The 17,211-nt window shown below is 68.9% G+C and carries 18 protein-coding genes, 1 tRNA gene and 1 pseudogene; 11 read left to right on the top strand and 9 right to left on the bottom strand.

Annotated features, from left to right (window positions below):
• Positions 1–10: 10 nt before the first annotated feature.
• The 4 genes from DEI93_RS02240 to DEI93_RS02225 all read left to right on the top strand — a co-directional run bounded on the left by DEI93_RS02240 (position 11) and on the right by DEI93_RS02225 (position 5,397).
• The gene (locus DEI93_RS02240) at positions 11–1,030 is read left to right on the top strand and encodes a LacI family DNA-binding transcriptional regulator (RefSeq protein ID WP_111119682.1); all 1,020 of its coding nucleotides are present in this window, start codon (positions 11–13) and stop codon (positions 1,028–1,030) included.
• Between the two features lie 323 nt (positions 1,031–1,353).
• The gene (gene mmsA / locus DEI93_RS02235) at positions 1,354–2,877 is read left to right on the top strand and encodes a multiple monosaccharide ABC transporter ATP-binding protein (protein WP_111119762.1); all 1,524 of its coding nucleotides are present in this window, start codon (positions 1,354–1,356) and stop codon (positions 2,875–2,877) included.
• Positions 2,874–4,166, top strand: coding sequence for a multiple monosaccharide ABC transporter permease (mmsB, locus tag DEI93_RS02230; RefSeq protein WP_111119681.1), 1,293 nt, complete (start codon positions 2,874–2,876; stop codon positions 4,164–4,166). The genes mmsA and mmsB overlap by 4 nt, the downstream gene beginning before the upstream one ends.
• 133 nt (positions 4,167–4,299) lie before the next feature.
• On the top strand, positions 4,300–5,397 hold the full coding sequence (locus DEI93_RS02225; RefSeq protein ID WP_111119680.1) for a substrate-binding domain-containing protein: 1,098 nt from the start codon (positions 4,300–4,302) through the stop codon (positions 5,395–5,397).
• A gap of 144 nt (positions 5,398–5,541) precedes the next feature.
• On the opposite strand, the gene dcd is transcribed toward DEI93_RS02225, so the two are convergent.
• Positions 5,542–6,129, bottom strand: coding sequence for a dCTP deaminase (gene dcd, locus DEI93_RS02220; RefSeq protein ID WP_111009702.1), 588 nt, complete (start codon positions 6,127–6,129; stop codon positions 5,542–5,544).
• 203 nt (positions 6,130–6,332) lie between these two features.
• On the opposite strand from dcd, the gene DEI93_RS02215 reads away from it, so the two are divergent.
• Positions 6,333–8,474 carry a bifunctional copper resistance protein CopD/cytochrome c oxidase assembly protein gene (locus DEI93_RS02215; RefSeq protein WP_111119679.1) on the top strand — a complete coding sequence of 714 codons (2,142 nt, stop codon included), beginning with the start codon at positions 6,333–6,335 and terminating at the stop codon, positions 8,472–8,474.
• A gap of 53 nt (positions 8,475–8,527) precedes the next feature.
• Here the strand turns inward: DEI93_RS02215 and DEI93_RS02210 are convergent, their stop codons facing one another.
• Both DEI93_RS02210 and DEI93_RS02205 read right to left on the bottom strand, forming a co-directional pair.
• A complete protein-coding gene (locus DEI93_RS02210; RefSeq protein ID WP_146242778.1) occupies positions 8,528–8,875 on the bottom strand; it encodes a hypothetical protein in 348 nt (115 codons plus the stop codon).
• Complete coding sequence (locus tag DEI93_RS02205; RefSeq protein ID WP_111027619.1) at positions 8,865–9,917, bottom strand: DUF6177 family protein; 1,053 nt, start codon at positions 9,915–9,917, stop codon at positions 8,865–8,867. Before DEI93_RS02205 ends, DEI93_RS02210 begins: the two co-directional genes overlap by 11 nt.
• A gap of 279 nt (positions 9,918–10,196) precedes the next feature.
• Here DEI93_RS02205 and DEI93_RS02200 point away from each other — a divergent pair.
• Positions 10,197–10,270, top strand: a tRNA-Gly gene (locus DEI93_RS02200).
• Positions 10,271–10,498: 228 nt separating this feature from the next.
• Entirely contained in the window at positions 10,499–11,002 is a 504-nt protein-coding gene (locus DEI93_RS02195; protein WP_258372228.1) for a TetR/AcrR family transcriptional regulator, read from the top strand.
• A 141-nt stretch (positions 11,003–11,143) separates the two neighbouring features.
• On the opposite strand, the gene DEI93_RS02190 is transcribed toward DEI93_RS02195, so the two are convergent.
• The 6 genes and pseudogenes from DEI93_RS02190 to DEI93_RS02165 all read right to left on the bottom strand — a co-directional run bounded on the left by DEI93_RS02190 (position 11,144) and on the right by DEI93_RS02165 (position 14,357).
• Entirely contained in the window at positions 11,144–11,734 is a 591-nt protein-coding gene (locus tag DEI93_RS02190; RefSeq protein WP_111119678.1) for a hypothetical protein, read from the bottom strand.
• Between the two features lie 240 nt (positions 11,735–11,974).
• Positions 11,975–12,373, bottom strand: a complete 399-nt coding sequence (locus DEI93_RS02185) for a hypothetical protein (RefSeq protein WP_146244395.1) — start codon at positions 12,371–12,373, stop codon at positions 11,975–11,977.
• Positions 12,374–12,430: 57 nt separating this feature from the next.
• Entirely contained in the window at positions 12,431–12,958 is a 528-nt protein-coding gene (locus DEI93_RS02180) for a hypothetical protein (RefSeq protein ID WP_111119676.1), read from the bottom strand.
• Positions 12,959–13,072: 114 nt separating this feature from the next.
• The gene (locus DEI93_RS02175; protein WP_349815075.1) at positions 13,073–13,786 is read right to left on the bottom strand and encodes a Y-family DNA polymerase; all 714 of its coding nucleotides are present in this window, start codon (positions 13,784–13,786) and stop codon (positions 13,073–13,075) included.
• Positions 13,752–13,946 carry a Y-family DNA polymerase gene (locus DEI93_RS02170; protein WP_258372234.1) on the bottom strand — a complete coding sequence of 65 codons (195 nt, stop codon included), beginning with the start codon at positions 13,944–13,946 and terminating at the stop codon, positions 13,752–13,754. Before DEI93_RS02170 ends, DEI93_RS02175 begins: the two co-directional genes overlap by 35 nt.
• 22 nt (positions 13,947–13,968) lie before the next feature.
• A pseudogene (locus DEI93_RS02165) lies at positions 13,969–14,357 on the bottom strand (LexA family protein).
• A gap of 167 nt (positions 14,358–14,524) precedes the next feature.
• Between DEI93_RS02165 and DEI93_RS02160 the strand changes: the two are divergent.
• The 4 genes from DEI93_RS02160 to DEI93_RS02145 all read left to right on the top strand — a co-directional run bounded on the left by DEI93_RS02160 (position 14,525) and on the right by DEI93_RS02145 (position 17,187).
• Positions 14,525–14,833, top strand: coding sequence for a hypothetical protein (locus DEI93_RS02160; protein WP_111119674.1), 309 nt, complete (start codon positions 14,525–14,527; stop codon positions 14,831–14,833).
• A gap of 40 nt (positions 14,834–14,873) precedes the next feature.
• A complete protein-coding gene (locus tag DEI93_RS02155; protein WP_146244394.1) occupies positions 14,874–15,194 on the top strand; it encodes a hypothetical protein in 321 nt (106 codons plus the stop codon).
• Between the two features lie 59 nt (positions 15,195–15,253).
• Positions 15,254–16,237: a zinc-ribbon domain-containing protein gene (locus DEI93_RS02150; RefSeq protein ID WP_181436026.1), complete on the top strand. Its 984-nt coding sequence runs from the start codon at positions 15,254–15,256 to the stop codon at positions 16,235–16,237.
• Positions 16,238–16,734: 497 nt separating this feature from the next.
• Positions 16,735–17,187 carry a MarR family winged helix-turn-helix transcriptional regulator gene (locus DEI93_RS02145; RefSeq protein WP_111119671.1) on the top strand — a complete coding sequence of 151 codons (453 nt, stop codon included), beginning with the start codon at positions 16,735–16,737 and terminating at the stop codon, positions 17,185–17,187.
• Positions 17,188–17,211 lie beyond the last annotated feature (24 nt).

Genomic DNA, 17,211 nt, shown 5'->3' with positions numbered 1-17,211 from the left:
TGAGAAGGCAATGGCGTCGGCGAAGACAGAGAAGTCGCGTGCGCCCAGCATCCGGGACGTCGCTCGGGTCGCTGGGGTGTCGCACCAGACGGTCTCCCGCGTCCTCAACAACTCCGACGCGATCCGCGAGGCGACCCGGGACAGAGTCGTCGCCGCCATGGAGCAGCTGCAGTACCGGCCGAACCGGGCCGCCCGCGCCCTGGTCACCAGTCGCTCCCGCACCATCGGGGTCCTCACCTCGCAGCGCTCCCACTACGGGCCGACGCTGACCCTCCAGGCGATCGAGGACGCCGCGGTCCGACGCGGGTACTTCGTGACGACCGCGAACATCGCGGCGCCGGACGACGCGTCGATCCGCCAGGGCCTCGGTCACCTCCTCGACCAGGACGTCGAGGGCATCGTCGTCATCGCGCCGCAGACGCGGGTGTTCGACGTGATCGCCGAGTCCGGCATGCAGACGCCGTACGTCACGCTGCGATCGAGCATCGGCGAGGACCCGACCGCGCTCTGGGTGGACCAGATGACGGGGGCGCGGCTCGCCACGGCGCACCTGCTCGACCTCGGGCACCAGTACGTGCGGCACATCGCCGGCCCACGGGACTGGATCGAGGCGGACGCGCGCATGCAGGGGTTCCTGCGCGAGATGTCCGACCGCGACATGCCCGTGCAGCCGCCGATCCTCGGGGACTGGACCGCCGACTTCGGGTACCACGCGGGCCGCGAACTCCTGCGCTGGCGCGACTGCACGGCGATCTTCTGCTCGAACGACGCCATGGCCCTCGGCGTCATGCACGCCGCCCGCTCCTACGGGCTCGACGTCCCCGGCGACCTGTCCGTGGTCGGCTACGACGACATCCCCGAAGCCCAGCACTTCTGGCCGCCGCTCACCACGGTGTCCGTCGACTTCGCCGAGCTCGGGCGCCGTTGCGTCGACCTCCTGCTCCCGGTCGAGGGCGACCTCCGGCCCGTCGACATCGTGCCCCGACTCGTCGTCCGCGGCTCGACCGGCTCGCCCCGGAGCCGGTCGTGACCGCCCCTGACCCCCGTTCCAGGGGCCTCCGGACCGCGTTACCAAACCGCGACCCCGGGGAATTGACAGCCGCCCGGAACCTGTGCGTAATATTGCCCCCGTTCCGCTCGATGTGACCGTTCACATGGCGGACGACCCGGACGCGACAACGGAGTCCGACACAGTGCTGCTGTGACCTCCGCTGGCGCGATCACCAGAAGGACTGCCGACACCTCGGCAGAAGGAGATGCACTGTGGCGTCACACCCGATCGGAACCGGCTCCGGCCAGTTCGAAACCGGCACCGAGACCCGGTCGATCACCGCGAACGAGACGATCCTCGAGATGCGGTCCATCACCAAGGAGTTCCCCGGCGTCAAGGCCCTCTCCGAGGTCAGCTTGACCGTGCGGGCCGGCGAGATCCACGCGATCTGCGGCGAGAACGGCGCGGGCAAGTCGACCCTGATGAAGGTCCTGTCCGGCGTGTATCCCTACGGGACCTACACCGGCGACATCGTCTACGAAGGCGAGGAGGTCCGGTTCGCGAACATCAAGCAGTCCGAGCAGGCCGGCATCGTCATCATCCACCAGGAGCTCGCGCTCATCCCGGAGCTGTCGATCACCGAGAACCTGTTCCTCGGCAGCGAGCCGAGCCGCTTCGGCGTCATCGACTGGACCGCGGCGCAGCTCCGCGCCGAGGAGCTCCTGGCCCGCGTCGGCCTCGACGACAACCCGGACACGCAGATCAAGAACCTCGGTGTCGGCAAGCAGCAGCTCGTCGAGATCGCCAAGGCGCTGCACAAGAACGTCAAACTCCTCATCCTCGACGAGCCGACGGCGGCCCTGAACGAGAACGACTCGCAGCACCTGCTCGACCTCATCGTCGGCCTCAAGTCCCGCGGCGTCAGCTCGATCATCATCAGCCACAAGCTCAACGAGATCGAGCAGATCGCGGACAGCATCACGATCATCCGTGACGGCAAGTCCATCGAGACGCTCGACGTCCAGGCGGACGGCGTCAACGAGGACCGCATCATCCGCGGGATGGTGGGCCGCTCGCTCGAGAGCCGGTTCCCGGACCGCACCCCGAAGATCGGCGACGTCTTCTTCGAGGTCCGCGACTGGACGGTCCAGCACCCGGTCGACCCCACGCGCCTCGTCTGCAAGGGCTCGAACTTCCACGTGCGCCGCGGCGAGATCGTCGGCTTCGCGGGCCTCATGGGCGCGGGCCGCACGGAGCTGGCGATGAGCATCTTCGGCCACTCGTACGGCACCTTCGTCAGCGGCCAGATCATCAAGGACGGCCGCGAGGTCAAGGTCAACAACGTCCAGCAGGCGATCGACAACGGCATCGGCTACGTGTCCGAGGACCGCAAGGCGCTCGGGCTCAACCTGCTCGACACGGTCAAGCGCTCGACCGTCGCGGCCGACCTCAAGAAGATCTCGAAGGGCGGCGTCGTCGACTCCCTCGAGGAGTACGACGTCGCCGAGAAGTACCGCAAGATGCTCCGCACCAAGGTGCCCACGGTCGAGGAGGGCGTCGGCAAGCTCTCCGGTGGGAACCAGCAGAAGGTCGTCCTGTCGAAGTGGATGTTCACCGACCCCGACCTGCTCATCCTCGACGAGCCCACCCGCGGCATCGACGTCGGCGCGAAGTTCGAGATCTACGGGATCATCCAGCAGCTCGCGGCCGAGGGGAAGGGCATCATCCTCATCTCCTCGGAGCTCCCGGAGCTCCTCGGCCTCTCGGACCGCATCTACACGATCTTCGAGGGCGCGATCACCAACGACCTCCCCGCCGGTGAGGCGGACCCCGAAACCCTCATGCGAAGCATGACCTCCGCGCGGAAGGGCGCACTCACGAAATGAACAACCTCAGACTGCTCTTCGGCAAGGGCAACAGCGTCGGCCAGTACGGCATGATCATCGCGCTCGTCGCGATCGTGATCATCTTCGAGATCGCCACCGGCGGCCTGACGCTGGACCCGACGAACATCATCAACGTCTTCCTCCAGTACTCGTACATCCTGATCCTGGCGCTCGGCATGGTCATGGTGATCATCGCCGGTCACATCGACCTGTCCGTCGGGTCGGTCGCGGCGTTCGTCGGCATCATCGTGGCGCAGTCCATGGCGGTCTGGCACTTCCCGTGGTGGCTCGCGATCATCCTCGGTCTCGCCGTGGGTGCGGCGGTCGGCGCGTGGCAGGGCTTCTGGGTCGCGTTCGTCCGCGTCCCGGCGTTCATCGTGACGCTCGCCGGTCAGCTCATCTTCCGTGGCGCGAACCAGATCATCGGCAACTCGACGTCGGTCCCCGTGCCGAACGACTTCCAGACCATCGGCGCCGGCTTCATCCCGGACTTCGGCCCGGACTTCGGCTTCAGCAACGGCACCCTGATCCTCGGCCTCGTGACCGCGCTCGCGCTCATCTACATGGAGGTCCGCGGTCGCCAGCGTCGCAAGAAGATGCAGGCCGAGGTCCCCCCGGTGTGGGTGTCGTTCGTCCGGACCGGCGTGCTCGTGGCCGTGACCCTGTTCGCGACCTACCTGTTCGCGTCCGGCAACGTCGGCACCTCGGTCCCGGTCGTCGCGATCATCCTCGGCGTGCTGGTCATCATCTACGGCTTCATCACCCGCAACACGATCTTCGGTCGTCAGGTCTACGCCGTCGGTGGCAACGCGAACGCCGCGGTCCTGTCCGGCGTGAGCGCCCGCAAGGTGAACTTCTTCGTCATGGCGAACATGTCGCTCCTCGCGGCCGTCGCCGGCATGGTGTTCACCGCCTACTCGAACGCCTCGGGCCCGAACGACGGCACCGGCTGGGAGCTCGACGCCATCGCCGCCGTGTTCGTCGGTGGTGCCGCGGTCTCCGGTGGTATCGGTACCGTCTCCGGCTCCATCGTCGGTGGTCTGGTCATGGCCCTCCTGACGAACGGCCTGTCGCTGCTCGGCATCGAGTCCAACATGACGCAGATCATCCGCGGTCTCGTGCTCCTGGTGGCCGTCGCCTTCGACGTCTACTCCAAGTCGCAGGGCCGTCCGTCGCTCATCGGCGGCATGATGCGCCAGTTCCGGCGGCAGGAGACCCAGGAGACGACCGTCGCGGACCAGCAGCCGCAGTCGATCCAGGACCAGCCGGACAAGGTCCTCTCCCACTGACCCCACCCATCCCCTGAACCCGCCGGCGGCGGTCACCACCGCCGCCGGCACCCGACGACGGCCTCCGCCGTCGACACGACCCGGGAGGGTCGGCACCGTCCCTCCCGTACCTCAACGAAGAGAAAGCAATCACATGCGCAAGAAGTTCATGATCGGTGCGAGCGTCGTGCTCGTCGCCGGTCTCGCCCTCACCGGTTGCTCGGCCCGCGGTGGCTCGAGCGCGAGCGGTGCGGACATCAAGAAGGGCGACACCATCGGCGTCGCGCTCCCCGCCAAGACGTCGCAGAACTGGGTGCTCGCGGGCGCCGCCTTCAAGAAGGCGATCGTGGCCGCCGGCTTCAAGGCCGACATCCAGTACGCCGCCGCCACGAACACCGTGTCCGACCAGCAGAGCCAGGTCTCCGGCATGGTCACCAAGGGCGACAAGGCGGTCATCATCGGCGCGCAGGACGGCTCGCAGCTCGGCTCGCAGGTCAAGGCCGCCAAGACCTCCGGCGCGACCGTCATCGCCTGGGACCGCAACCTGCTCAACACGAAGAACGTCGACTACTACGTCGCGTTCAACAACTTCAAGGTCGGTCAGCTGCAGGCGCACGCCCTGCTCGACGGCCTGAAGAAGAGCAAGGGCAACGGCCCGTACAACGTCGAGATCTTCGCCGGTGCGTCCACCGACGCCAACGCGACGGTGTTCTACAACGGTGCGATGAGCGTCCTCACCCCGAAGATCAAGGACGGCACGCTCAAGGTCGTCTCGGGTCAGACCAAGTTCCAGAACGTCGAGACGGACGGCTGGCTCGCCCAGAACGCCCAGTCCCGCATGACGAACCTGATCACGCACTACTACTCGGGCGGCACCAAGCTCGACGGCGTCCTGTCGCCGAACGACACCCTGGGCCGCGCGATCCTGACGGCCACCAAGGCCGCCGGTATGCCGAACCCGATCGTCACGGGCCAGGACTCGGAGACCGCGTCGATCCCGCTCATCATGAACGGCACGCAGTACTCGACGATCTACAAGGACACGACGCTCGAGGCCAACACGGCCGTCGACCTGGTCAAGACCCTCAGCCAGGGCAAGAAGCCCAAGACGGTCCTCGACAAGGCCAACAACAACAACGGCGTCAAGACGGTGCCCGCGATCGAGCTCACCCCGGTCCTCGTGACCAAGGAGAACGCGGTCCAGGCGTACAAGAACAACCCGACGCTCGAGCAGCTCGCCAAGCAGGGCTGACCCGCCGCGTCACCGACGCACCCAGGACCCCGTCCGCGACCCAGTCGCGGGCGGGGTCCTCGTCGTTCCGGGCCGGGATGGGCCTCCCGGCGGTGGGCACGACCCGCGCGTCTGCGGGAGCGGCGGGGGCGATGACCCGGCGCGCTACCGCTCCCCCGACACGTCCGTCCGGTGGAAGTTGAGCGCCGAGCGGGACGCCGTCGGCCCTCGCTGCCCCTGGTACCGCGACTGGTACTCAGCCGAGCCGTAGGGCTTCTCCGCCGGGCTGGAGAGCTGGAAGAAGCAGAGCTGCCCGATCTTCATCCCCGGCCACAGCATGATCGGCAGCGTCGCGACGTTGCTCAGCTCGAGCGTGACGTGCCCGGAGAACCCGGGATCGATGAACCCCGCGGTCGAGTGCGTCAGCAGCCCGAGGCGTCCGAGCGAGCTCTTCCCCTCGAGTCGCGCCGCGATGTCGTCGGGCAGCGTCACGACCTCGAACGTCGACCCGAGCACGAACTCGCCCGGGTGCAGGACGAAGGGGTCGTCCCCGGTGGTCTCGACGAGCCGCGTCAGGTCCGGCTGGTCGACCGACGGGTCGATGTGCGGGTACTTGTGGTTGTCGAAGAGCCGGAAGAACTTGTCGAGCCGGACGTCGATGCTCGAGGGCTGCACGAGCGACGGGTCGTACGGGTCGAGGCCGATCCGTCCGGCGTCGAGCTGAGCGGTGATGTCGCGGTCGGAGAGCAGCACGGGTCGATCGTATTGCGCGCGGTCCGGACGGTGCCAGCCGCCTCCGCCCGCGACCGTCGTGCACTGAGTGGGGCCGCAGCGCCCGGCCTGTGGAGACTCAGCGGGCGTGTCGGGAGGCGGACGTACGATTGACCGTCCGCGCACCCCGGCCCTCCCGGCCCCGCTGCGCATCCGCTGATGAGAACAGGCCGTCGAGACCAGGCATGACCGTCACCTCCTCCCCCACCGAGGGTGCCCCCACCGCTGCCGACGACCGCGTCGACCCCTCGCGCAGCGCCGGTTCCGACACCGACGGCGCACTGCCGGGAGGCCCAGCACCGGACACCGAGCCCGCTCCGGCCCGCGCGTCCACCGTCGCGACGGTCCTCGCCATCGCGGTGCCGCTCGCGGTGGCCTGTGCGGTCGGTTCGATGGCGTTCACGGGGGCGCTGACGGGCGACCGGTCACTGGTCGACGCCGGGAACTTCGTCGCCGTCAGCCTGCCGATCGCCCGCGCCGTGCACGACGGCATGGCCGCGCTCACCGTCGGGCTGCTCATCGTCGCCGCGTTCGCGCTGCCGGCCCAGCGCAAGGACCCGAAGCAGATGTCGCGGATCCAGCACCGCGCCGCACGGTGGGCCGCCGTGTCGGGGTCCGTCTGGTTCCTCGCCGCGGTCGTCGGGGTGCTCCTCACGGCCGCGACCACCCTCAGCGTGCCGTTGACGAGCCCCGTGTACGCGCGGAACTTCCTGGTGTTCGCGTTCCAGGTCGAGATCGGCGAGTCCCTCGTGGTCTCGGCGGCGGCGGTCCTCATCGCCACGGCGATCGCCGCGTTCGCCACCCGCGTCACGACGCTCGCCGTCGCCACGTGCGTCGCGCTGTTCGCCTTGCTGCCGCTCGCGCTCTCCGGGCACTCGGCGGGGTCGTTGCAGCACGCGAACGCGGTCAACTCGCTCGCGATCCACCTGGTCGGCGTGTGCGTCTGGGTCGGCGGTCTGGTCGCGGTGGTGCTCCTGCGCACGGGCACGAAGGGCGCGACGGGCCGGGTCGTCGCCCGCTACTCGACGCTCGCGGGCTGGTGCTTCGGTGCCGTCGCGTTCTCGGGGATCATCAACGCGTCGCTCCGGATCACCGGCCCCGGCGACCTCGTGACCACGCCCTACGGCTGGCTCATCACGATCAAGGCGACGATCCTCGTCCTGCTCGGGATCGCGGGCGTGGTGCAGCGTCGCCGACTGGTGCCGGGCCTCCTGCGGGACCCGTCCGACCGCCGCCTGTTCGTGCGGTTCGCCCTGGCCGAGATCGTGTTCATGGCGATCGCCATGGGCGTCTCGGTCGGTCTGTCGCGGAGCCAGCCGCCGGTGCCGCAGACGCCGGTGGTGGGCGACGACGCGCGGAGCGGCCTGATCGGGTTCCCGTACCCGCCCGCACAGACCCTGCACACGTTCCTGACCCAGTGGCAGATCGACTGGGCGTGGCTCGCCGTCGCGGTGACGATGGGCGTCTGGTACCTGCTCGCGGTCCGCAAGCTCCGACGTCGCGGCGACAAGTGGCCAGTACACCGGACGGTGGCGTGGCTGCTCGGATGTGTCCTGTTCATCTGGTTCACGAGCGGTGGGCCCGCGGTCTACGGGATGATCCACTTCTCGAGCCACATGATCCAGCACATGGGTCTCATGATGTTCGTGCCGCTCCCGCTCGTGCTCGGCGGCCCCGTGCTCCTGGCGCTGCGGACCCTGCCCGTGCGGAACGACGGCAGCCGGGGCTCGCGCGAGTGGCTCATGCTGTTCGTGCACTCCCGCTACATGCACTTCCTCGGGCAGCCCGCCGTGGCGGGGACCCTCTTCGCGGGCTCGCTCATCGTCTTCTACTTCACGCCCGCGTTCCAGTACGCCATGCAGTCCCACGAGTGGCACGTCGTGATGGTCGTGCACTTCATCCTGAGCGGGTACCTGTTCTTCTGGGTCTTCATCGGGGTCGACCCGGGGCCGAAGCGTCCGCCGTACCCGATCCTCATCATCGCGCTGCTGGCCACGCTCGCCTTCCACGCGTTCTTCGGGGTCGCGGTCATGACGAGCTCCGACGTCTACGCGCTCGACTGGTACCACGCGCTCGGGCAGACGAACGACGCCGCGCTCCTCGCCGACCAGCACACCGGCGGGGGGATCGCCTGGGGCGCCTCCGAGATCCCGATGGTGCTCGTCGCGCTGCTCGTCGTCCGGGGCTGGATCCAGTCGGACGAGCGAACCGCCAAGCGCCTCGACCGGCAGGCGGACCGTGACGGCGACGCCGAGCTCAACGCGTACAACGAGCGGCTCGCGGCGATGAACGGCCGTCGGGCTCCCGGCGCTGGGGACCAGCGGTAGCACCCCGGCCGCCTTCCGCTGCCCCGAGCGGGGGAACCGGCGGCCGGGGGTCGTCAGCTCCCGTGGACGATGCAGACCGCGTCGAGCGCTCGGGCTGCCTCCTCGGCGGCGGCGACCCCGGCCTCCCCGTCCGGCCCGTAGGGCGCGACGGCGTCGACCCACCACAGCGGTACGGGCAGCGGGGGCGCGTCGGGCAGGATGCGCTCCACCTCGCTCGCGGCGTCGACCCGGTGCACACCGAGGACGCTGATCACGGGGTGATCGGCGTCACGGCAGACCTGGAGCACGGAGCCGTCGTCGAGGGCGCGCACGCCCCAACCGTCAGCGTGCGCGACGATCGCTTCCGCCACCTCCCGCAGGTCGACGGGCTTGCGGGAGAGCAGGGTGACGTCACGGGGCACCGGCGCCTCCGAGCGTCCGTGCATCGTGCTCGTCGAGGGCGCCCTCGGCCTGCGCGGGCTCGAGCGGGCCACCGCCCACGAGCGTCAGGAAGCGGTCCTCGTCCATGCGGTCGAGGAACGCCTCGAGCGCATCCCAGCCGGAGTCGAACCGGACGAGGAGACCCTCGTGGCCGTCCGAGCCGAAGGTCTCGATGCGGGTGTCGGCAGGAGGCCAGTGGCCGCTGCGGTCGAGGAACGCCGTCGCCTCCGGGCCGACGACGACCGCGGCGGGCTCGGGTTCGCCGTACGACACCGCGCGGACCATGTGGTCAGCATCGCCGTGGCGCCGCATGACGACGCCGAACACCGGGACGACGTCGTTCGCGACCTCGCGGACGGCGTCGAGCACGGCGTCCACTCCGCCGTCCGGCTCGGTGACCATGGCCGAGAGCGTCTCGACCACGAAGCCGTTCGTCATGTGCGCGGTCATGGTGGCCGCCATGCCGTCCCCGATCGCGTACGAGGTGCTGACGTCCGGCGCGCGGTGCTTGGCGTACTGGGTGACGACCCAGCGGTCCCACGGCACGGTGAGCGGCTCGGCGGTTCCCCATCGCTCCGGGCAGCTGTCCGCCGCGTCGCAGAGCGCCTCGAGCGCACCGCCGACGTTGATCTCGCGGTCGGGGTGGTGTCGGAGCGTCAGGTCGATGCTCACCTGCGGGACGGCGTGCGGGGCGACCGGGTGCTCGGGCGACGGTGTCCCGGACAGTTCCGGGCCGCGGAGCACGAAGTCGTCGATGGAGGTCGCACGGACCCCGGTGCGCCCGTCGCGCAGGGAGCCGTCGCGGTCCGTGACGGCCCATGCCGCACCGTGGGCGCCGAGGGCGTGCCGGAGCGCGGGTGTGATCGCGGCGTCGGCCTCGGTCCGGAGCACGACGAGGCGTTCGCTCGTCGCGGCTCGGGCGAGCAACGACGCGAGGGCGTCGGTGAGCCAGACCACCGGGGCACTCGACTCGACCACGATCGCCGGTCCGACGACGTCGTCGATGAGTGGGTGTCTGACCATCCGCTTCGCCTCCCGAGTGCTGCTCACGGGCCGATGGGCACCGAGCGCAGGGAATCGCTCGGCACCGTGGACGGTACACACGGACGCTCGGCGTGTCCGTGGAGCACGGCCGCTCCCAGGGATCCTGGAGGGACGTGCCGGAGGCGGCCCGGGCCTCCCGGCTGGAACGGGCGCCCCGCTCCGCGTGCCGACGTGCGGCGATCGACCGGGAGGCCCCGCCCACCTCGTGCGCGCGGGTGCCGCGCGCATCCGCTAAGCTGGTTCGAGCCTCCGGGCGACGCGAGTGTAGTTCAATGGTAGAACTCCAGCTTCCCAAGCTGGTAGCGCGGGTTCGATTCCCGTCACTCGCTCCACAGAACCCCGTTTCGACCGCTGTCGTTTCTCAACTCAGATGAGACTTCTCTCGGACTAGTTGAGACTCCAGCCCCTTGAATCCGCACAAGTGCACCACTCCAGTGCTCGCCCGCGGCGCAGCAACCTCCGTCGATCATCGGTGGTCAGCGTGGTGACATGGCGGCTCCTGGTGGGATGCGAGCGGCGCGCGGACGAACGCCGTCCGCGCGCCGGAGTCGGATCAAAGGGTGACGGTCTCGGCGCCGAGCGACGTCACGATGGACGCAATCGCGAGCGAGGCGGGCGTGGGCAAGGGCACCCTCTTTCGCGCATTCGGCAGCCGTGAGGGGCTGCTCGACGCGCTGATCGAGGCGAAACTGGCCCCGGTGCACATGGTGCTCGACATTCACCGCGCCGACTCAGGCGTCTCGGCGCCCGAGCGCATCGTGTTGCTACTCGATCAGCTGCTCATCTTCAAGCTCGAGAACCGCTACCTGGCCCGCGCGCGCGAAATCGCGCGGCCCGGCGCCCTACGCCGCGCCCGCTACCTCGCCGAATTCGCGCGGCTTGAACCCCTCGTTCGCGAAATCCTCGGCACGCGCCCGATCGCCGACGCCGTGCATGTCAGTCACGCGCTGCTCGCTGCCATGCATGCGGACATCCTGGACGAGCTGATCGCCGCCGGGCGCAGCACGGACGAAATCCGCCGGGCGCAGTCCGCGCTGGTGCGCAGCGTCCTGTACCAGAAGTAAGGCGACCTCTCCGCGTCGATCCTGTGCGCCGCCGTACGGAGACCCCTAGCCGTCCGAGCACTCCCGGAGCGCGACCTCGCCCATCCGCGCGTTCGCGCACACCGGGGTAAGGGGTGCTCGGCCCTCCTTCCGCCCGGACGGTCAATCCTCGCGGGTTGCGTCAGACGAGTCAGACTCGCGGGTGGCCGGCGGTGTGGCGCCGTGGGGCTGCCCTTGCACATGGTCCCGGAGGACTTGCGTCCTACTCGTGGGGCGCCCGCCGATCAGGGCCCAGGCGCGTTCGACGCCGAGGAGAATCGAAGCAATGGTCGCACTGGCGATGGCGGGGGTCGCCGAGGACCCCGTGGGGGCGACCAGTGCAACGATGCCGTAGGCGAGGATGACGCCGAGCACGGCGGTGAAGCCGACGAGGCCGAGGAGGCCATCGCGGTGCTCCTTTCGCCGGCGAGGTGTTGCGAGGTACCGGCGAAGGGTTGCGGCAACAAAGAGCAAGCCGCCGAAACTGAGAACGATGGCCGGGATGGCGAGGTGCGCCCCTGGTAACAGGGCGAGAGTGAGCGGCAGGAGAAAGCAAGTCAGCGCGCTCGAGGCGCGGGTTTGCTCGACGAGGGACGCGGTTGGGCCGCTGATCCGCTCCGGCGCGACCGAGATCGCGACGAAAAGCAACCCGATTAGCGCCGCCGCAGCACCGACTTCAGCGACAAAGAACTCCGTAAACGCGGCGGCCACCATCGCGCCAATGTACTGCGCGCCCCGCGACCGGCCCCCCGCCGCAGCGACTGCTGCAACGGGGGCTTCGTTCGTGAGGCGCGGGGGATGGCGGCGAGGTCGTCAGCCAGCGCATGATGTGATCCGACGCCGCCGACCCGAGGGCGGCGACTCTCACGAGAGCGCGGTCGCGAAAAGGAAGACCCCCGCAGCCGTGATGGCTGCGGGGGTCTGTCGTGTGTTCCTAGGACGCCAGGCCCGAGGTCACTTGCTCTTCGACACGAGCAGGCTCCAGGAGTCGTCCTTGGACGCCTTGACCACGGCTTTCACCTTGCCCGTCGTGCTGTCGAGGGCGATGGTCCTGCTTGCGATCTGTCCGCCCTTCTTGCTCGGGCTCGTGCATCCCGCGTCGACGGAGACCGTCGACGGCGGAAGCGTGAGGACCACGTCACCGCCGCCGTGGCAGGTGATGGCCACGTAGACGGTGTCCGTGGCCGCATCGAACGTACCGAGCGACTTGGACCCGGTGCCCGTGCTGGGCGGCACGATATACGCGCCCTGCGCGGTCAGCGACGGCAGTGCCTGAGACGTCGAAGAGCACCCCGTCAGAGATGCAGCCGCAACGGCAATGGTGACCGCAGCGACCAGGTGGCGATGCTTCATGGTGATCCTCGATTCAAGCTCTGTCGTCAACTGTCTAGCGCAGATCGCGGCCAGGGCCTAGGAGGCCACGAAGCGGAAGTTCGGCTGGTTGTACTTGCTCGCGACCGCCACGGCAGTCTTGCCGAGGCTGGTGCAGCCGTTCCCGTTCGCGAGGCACTGGTACTCCGTCTGCGTCACCTTCTTCGACGTGTACTGCGCCTGCCACTGGAGCTCGCCAGACTTACCGGCGGCGATGTTAAAGGAACGGGACGTGCTGACGGTCGTCGTCGCCGACGTGCTGTAGCCGACCGATGCGTTGATGTCCGCAACCGACGCCGAAACGGATCCCGTCAGCGTGTTCGAGATGGACGTCGAAAGGGAGCACGTCACGGAGCCCGCCACCGACGACTTCGTCACGGCCTGGCAGTTGTGCCACGATCCGGTGGTCGTGTAGGCGCTGCCGACGCTCGTCACCTTCCACTTGTTGACGTAGATGACGTCGTTCGGAGACGACGTGTCGGCGTGGGCCGGCGCCGCGACGAGCGTCAGGCCGATGACGGCGACGATGGCGGACCCCAACCGCCAGGCTTTGCGCGAGATGTTCATTGCAATCTCCATATCTCTCACGAGGGAACGGCCGTTCCCTTCCCCCTATGAGATGTCTAAGCCATCCTCAGGTTCCGCGCATGTACTCATTTTGGGGGACACTGGCTCATCGATTCAGACGGGCGTCAGCGCGGCGTGCGCGAGGGTGTCGAGCTTGTAAACGATCGAGCCGGCGTCGGACCAGAGCACGACGACCTCGTCGGCGGCGAGGAAGTCTTCGGGCGCCACGAGCACGACGCCGGTCGTGCCGCGGCAGATCATGCTGAAGTCGCCGAGGAGGATCTCGTCGCGCGGCTGGACGCGCATGCCCGCCGCCGGGCGCGCGACGAGCGCCGGCTTGAACGGCTGCGGCGCAGCCGCGATCACGGCAACGGCGTCCTGGAACGGAGCGCGGACGACGGAATTCATGATGCGAGCGATGGTCTTGAACATGGTGCGGCGTCCTTCCAGGCGTCGCATCAGCTGCTCGCGCCAGGCGGGTCGGGTCGCGGGCCACACGCAGACCCCGTCGAACACAGGAAGCTTCTTCGCGGTCTTGTTAGCCAGCTTCGCGAGCGTCCTGGTCGGCGCGATGCCGACGCAGACGGGGACACCGCAGACGGGGACACCGATGAGCCGCCACAGGGCGTCCTTGATCGTCCGGCCGAGCTCGGTCATCGCCTCAGGATCAGCCGCGGTGCGCTTGTCCACGTTGAGGAAGGCCTCGTCGATCGAGTAGACGTCGACCTCGTGCGTGAAGCGGTCGAGCACTTCCATGACGCGGCGGCTCATGTCGCCGTAGAGCTCGTATTTGCTAGAGACCGCTGCGACGTTGAGCCGCTCGGCCAGGGGCCGGAGCTCGAACCAGGGCTCCCGAGGTCGAGACCGAGGGCCTCGCCTCCTTGGGGGCCGCGACGACCATCCCGTCGTTATTGCTCAGGACGACCAGTGGTCGACTCTCGAGCGACGGGCTGAAGACGCGCTCGAACGAGGCGTAGGCCGAGTCCACGTCGACGTGCCCGAGCACGGGACTACCTGCGGTGGTGCAGGCAGTAGGTCACGACGCCCCAGATGCGCAGGTCTGACAGCTCGGGGACCGTGATGTCGGGGTGGGCCGTGTTCTCGGCTCGGAGGATCACGCCGGTGGCTTCGATCTCGAGCCGTTTCACGGTGAGCTCGCCGTCGAGGACGGTGACGACGACGTCGCCGTCGTTGATTCCGGCGCCGATCATGGAGTGCCCGGAGGCTCGAACGATGAACGTCGCTGCCTGGTCCTCGACGAGCATCGCGGTCAGGTCGATCGGACCGTCGTAGTAGTCCTGAGCCGGTGACGGGATCCGCAAGCCACGGCGACCGGTGCGGCCTGCAGGAGCGCCGGTATCGACGCCGTAGCGACAGGCCGCGGGTCCAGTGCGTGCATGATCTGACCTCCACTCAAACGGTACACATGTTCGACTACAGGTATGCGCCAGGATCAGGCCCGCGGCCGAATTGAGCAGGCCCGCAGGGGACGCTGCCCGAAAGGGCGCCACCCGAACGCGGACTCGTTCTCGGAACGCCGTGTTCGTATGCTCGGCGCATGGGGAAGTGGAACGTGCGGCGGCTCTGGGGCGGAGCGCCCGCACGAACGACGAGCACAGCGTGCACGTGCGCGACGTCAGCGTCGACACGGCCCTCGTGATCGAGGCGGCGCGCCAGGTGGTGACGACGAGGATCGCGACGCGGGCGTCGCTGACGCGGCACCTCTACGTCGCGCCGGAGATCGCCGACGATCTGCTGGCGAAGCTCGAGCACTGCGAGGTCATCGGCCCGAACGCTCCCGGGCGGCGCCGGCACGTGATCACGACGTCGGGCGAGCTCCCGGGGATCATCGAAGAGTTCCGGCGGCGCGGCTGACCGCCGGCGCGACGTCCGAGAGCGGGTGGAGGATGACTTCATGGCCTGGTGCGAGCTCGACGACATGGACGACCGGTTCTGCGAGCACGGCGAGCGTCAGCAGGCCGAGCGAGCCGAGCGAAGGCAGCGCGTTGCGACCGCGTTGCTGCAGGTCTCACCTCGAGGCATGGCACATTTCGTCGGCTGCCACCACAAGGGCGACGACCCTGACATGAGTCAGTGGGGCGAGGTGTCGACGCCCGGCGCCTGGACGGGTCTTGGCAACGGCGAGCAGTACCCCTCGACGGGCGGATTCCGCCGCGACCTCGTCGCGACGTCGCGGTGCAGCGACTGTGTCGATCACGATGGGCCGTGGATCTAACTCAGCGCCCCACCCCGACGCGCCTGCCGTAGATGAGCAGCCTGGCTCGAGGACGCTCGATGACGTCGGGGCACTTCGCCGTCGTTCCCCGCGACGGGCTTCTCATCTGCGACGACGGCCACCAGCACAGGACGCGCGGGAAGTGCCCCATCTGCAGCCACACCGCGGTTGCGACCGGGTACAACGACCTCGCCACCACGCACCCGCTCCTCGCCGACGAGCTCGACCCGGTCATGAACGGCCAGACAACGGCGCGCAACATCGCCGCCGCCTCCCACCGAAGCCTCGCCTGGCGCTGCCCCCGCGCCGGGCACGTCTACTGGGCCACGCCCTCCAACCGCACCCAGACGCGCATGAACTGCGGCATCTGCAGCAACCGGACCATCGTCGCCGGCATCAACGACCTCACCACCACACATCCGCGGCTCGCGGCGGAACTGCACCCCGACTACGCCCGCACCCACCCGGCAACCAAGATGAGCGCGGGAAGCGGCGACAAGGCCGAGTGGCTGCGCCCCGACTGCGGCCACCAGTACAAGATGTCGCTCTACAACCGCAGCCAAGGCGCGGGATGCGACCCGTGCCGTCGCGCACGACTCCGAGCCAACGCCAACAGCCTCGCCGACACCCACCCGGACATCGCTGCCCAGTGGCACCCCAGCCGCAACAACGGCAAGCAGCCCCACGACTACACGCACGGCTCCAACGACACGGTCTACTGGCTGTGCACAACGCCCGCGGCCCGCTGGTACCCCGAGCGCATCGACCGCAAGGTCGCCGGATATGGCTGCAGCATCTGCTCCCGGCGGAGACTCGTGCCACGGGTCAACGACCTCGCGACCACCGACCCGCTCCTCGTCACCGAGTTCCACACCTACCTCAACGGGTCGAAGCGCCCAGACCTCATGTTCGCCGGAACCGACCTCTACTGGTGGAAGTGCGCGTCGGCCGGACACGTGAAGAAGCAGAGCGTGCCCAACCGACGCAAGTCCCGGGGCTGCACCGAATGTCTTCCGGAGGAACGAATCCTCGCCACCGTCTAAACTCACTCGCCCAGGGCGGTGGAGCTGTAATAGCTCCACCGCCCTTCTGCGTTTGCCAGTCCCGTGAGGGGCGAGACAGGTCTCAGTTGCCCTGAGAGAGGAACGCGCCCACCTGAACCAGGCCGCTCAAGTCGCGCATGGGATCAGAGCTGAGAGGCGGTCTCACCTGAGTTGAGAAGCGACATCGACTGCACGTTCCGCGATGCGTCCGCGTCGCTGGCACCGGCATGGTGGAGGCGGCGACACGCGTGGAACACGACGCCTTCGGGGTCCCGGTCCACTGCGTCCGCTCGACGGGACGGGTAGCGCGTCGACAGGAGCAGGGACCGGGAGGGATACACCGCTCGGACCGGGCACGGGCGCGGTCCGGTCCGTCCGGGTGCAGCGGGTACTCCTCCGAGCGTAGGTGTCGTCCGGACGGCGGACAACGTCGCAGCGCGCCCCAGTTCGAGGGCGGCAGCGCACGAACCATGAGGGCACGAACGTAGGATCGAGCCATGACCGCTGCGCCGGAGACCGTGGACCCGCTCGCCCTCGACCGTCAGCTCTGCTTCGCGCTCGCGGCGACGTCCCGGGCCGTGATCGGGCTGTACCGGCCGCTCCTCGAGCCGATGGGTCTCACGCATCCGCAGTACCTCGTGATGCTCGCGCTGTGGGAGGACTCCCCCAGGTCGGTCCGGGCGATCGCGCGCGAGCTGCACCTCGACTCGGCGACGCTCAGCCCCCTCCTCAAGCGGCTCGAGGCATCCGGCTACGTCCGTCGTGACCGCAGCCCGAGCGACGAGCGCCAGCTGCAGGTGTCGTTGACGACCGCGGGTCGCGCCCTGCGCGAGCGGGCGCGGGCGGTGCCGCTCGCCGTCGCCGCCCGACTGGGGTGGCCGGTCGCCCGTCTGGAGGCCCTGAAGGACGACCTGACGGCCCTCCTGTCGGTCGTCGACGACGCCTCCTGACCCGTCGCTTGTGGTCAGGAGGCA

Source organism: Curtobacterium sp. MCBD17_035 (genome assembly GCF_003234815.2).
Lineage (GTDB): Bacteria > Actinomycetota > Actinomycetes > Actinomycetales > Microbacteriaceae > Curtobacterium.
Note: the sequence above shows the minus strand (reverse complement) of the source record. Positions and strands in the feature narration are given on the sequence as shown.